The 2097-nt window shown below is 74.6% G+C and carries 1 protein-coding gene and 2 pseudogenes; 2 read left to right on the plus strand and 1 reads right to left on the minus strand.

What is annotated here, in order from left to right; translation table 11 throughout:
- Positions 1 to 659 (minus strand): annotated as a pseudogene (locus tag GUY60_RS37125) (N-acetylmuramoyl-L-alanine amidase); the annotation flags it as partial.
- A gap of 159 nt (positions 660 to 818) precedes the next feature.
- Between GUY60_RS37125 and GUY60_RS37130 the strand changes: the two are divergent.
- Together GUY60_RS37130 and GUY60_RS37135 are read left to right on the plus strand one after the other, a co-directional pair.
- Positions 819 to 1571, plus strand: a complete 753-nt coding sequence (locus tag GUY60_RS37130) for a TIGR03089 family protein (protein ID WP_161705910.1) — start codon at positions 819 to 821, stop codon at positions 1569 to 1571.
- Between the two features lie 223 nt (positions 1572 to 1794).
- Positions 1795 to 2097 (plus strand): annotated as a pseudogene (locus GUY60_RS37135) (hypothetical protein); the annotation flags it as partial.

Genomic DNA, 2097 nt, shown 5'->3' on the forward strand with positions numbered 1-2097 from the left:
GGGTGGGAGTGGGCGGCGGTCTGGTTGCCGGTGGCGGTGGCTGTTTGACGGGCCATCACCTGGGTCGCGGTCGTCGCCGCCGTCGTACCGAAGTCGACCGTCGTACCGGCTTCGGGACCCGCCCCTCGGGCGGAGTCGTCCCCGGACGGTGCGGACTGGTCGTGCCCCGAGGTCTCGGGCGTCTCCGGCGGCGCGCTCTCCACCCGGATCTCCACCGCGTCCGAGTTGCCCACCCACAACGGCGCCGTGGAGCCGCGCACTTCGGCGGCCGCGCGCTCGGGCGTGCCCGTGTCGGCGGCGTGCTCCTGGTTGTGGGTGTCGACGTCCTGCCAGCCCGACCAGGTGCCGGTGCCGGCGGCACGGGTGCGGACCTGGACCCGGCCGTTCAGCACGGCGGCCGGGTCGTCCCAGACCACGCCGACGAGCGAGAACGGCCGGACCTCACGACGGGTCAGGCCCTGCGCCGTGGCACCGCCGCCGGCCCGGTCGGTGGCGAGCGAGGTCAGAGGGAGGGACTGGGTGGAGCCGGGGACCGCCCCGGCCGACTCCGCCGCGGGGGCGGAGGGGACAGCGGCCCGTACGTCCTGCGGCACGACGAGCGGCAGGGCCAGGGCCGCCGCGCAGGCGACGCCGATCGAGGAAGCAAGGTATCCACGCATGCCGTCGACTGTGCGCCAGCCATGACATACCCGCATGTTCTGTGTGGCAACGGGATGTTCTCGCCCGTAAGGGAACTGACGCCGCGTCGGCTCGTACGGCCCGCGCCGCTCCCCCGGCCGGGCGGACGCGGCGGCCCGTCGACGCGTACCCTTGCGCCCGTGAACGCGACCGACCGCACCCCCGCCGACCTGCTGCGATCCGCGCTCGCCGAGGATCCGGCCCGCCCTCTGGTGACCTTCTACGACGACGCCACCGGCGAACGCGTCGAACTGTCCGTCGCCACCTTCGCCAATTGGGTGGCCAAGACCGCCAACCTGCTCCAGGACGAGCTGAACGCCGAGCCCGGCGACCGGCTCGCGCTGCTGCTGCCCGCGCACTGGCAGACCGCCGTATGGCTGCTCGCCTGTTCCTCGGTGGGCGTCGTCGCCGAGGTGGGCGGCGCCGCGGCGGACGCCGACCTCGTCGTCAGCGGGCCCGACTCCCTGGACGCCGCGCTCGCCTGCTCGGGCGAGCGGGTGGCGCTCGCGCTGCGCCCGCTCGGCGGCCGCTTCCCGCAGCCGCCCGCCGGGTTCGTGGACTACGCGGTCGAGGTCCCGAGCCAGGGCGACCGCTTCGCGCCGTACGCGCCGGTCGACCCGGACGAGCCCGCGCTCGCCGTCGACGGGGCCCGGTTCACGGGGGCCGAACTCGTGGAGCGCGCCCGGTCCGACGCCGCCGCGCTGGGACTCGGCCGCGGCTCCCGGCTGCTCTCGGGCCACTCCTTCGGTACGTGGGAGGGGCTGTCCTCGGGGCTCTACGCGCCGCTCGCGGCCGGAGGTTCCGTGGTCCTCTGCCGCCACCTCGACCAGCTCACGCCGGACGGCCTGGAGAAGCGGGTCGAGAGCGAGCGGGTCACGGCCACAGCGCGCTAGCCCCTGCTCGACACCGGTTCCGGTTCCGCTTCCGCTTCCGTACGAGGCCACACCCCTCTCGTACGACTCGTCGCGGCACCGGCGCCGCGTCGTGAAAGTCCACCCGTCCGGCGCAGGTGGGCACCCGGCCCGCAGGCGCCGGGGGCCCGCGCCGGGCCATGGTCGTAGGAGCGCTTCGCGGAGCGCCGCCGCACTGCCAACGCCACGAGGGGTGGACCCAGACGTGACCGACACCGCAGGCACCCCCGCCGAACCGGATCAGCCGGCCGACGACGGGCCTGAGGCGGAGGACGTACCGGCGGAGGGCGTACCGGCGGAGGCGGAAACGGAAACGGAAGCGAAGGCGGAAGCGAAGGCGGAAGCGGCACCGGAGGGCGAGCCCGCGGAAGGCGAACCCGCGGAAGGCGAGCCCACAGAAAGCCAAGGCGAAGACCAAAGCGAAGACCGGGGCGAAGGCCCAAGCGACGGCCCAAGCGAAAGCCAAGCCCAAGCCGAAGCCCAAGCCGACCAAAGCACCCCCCAACCC

The organism is Streptomyces boluensis (assembly GCF_009908195.1).
Classification (GTDB): Bacteria; Actinomycetota; Actinomycetes; order Streptomycetales; family Streptomycetaceae; genus Streptomyces; species Streptomyces boluensis.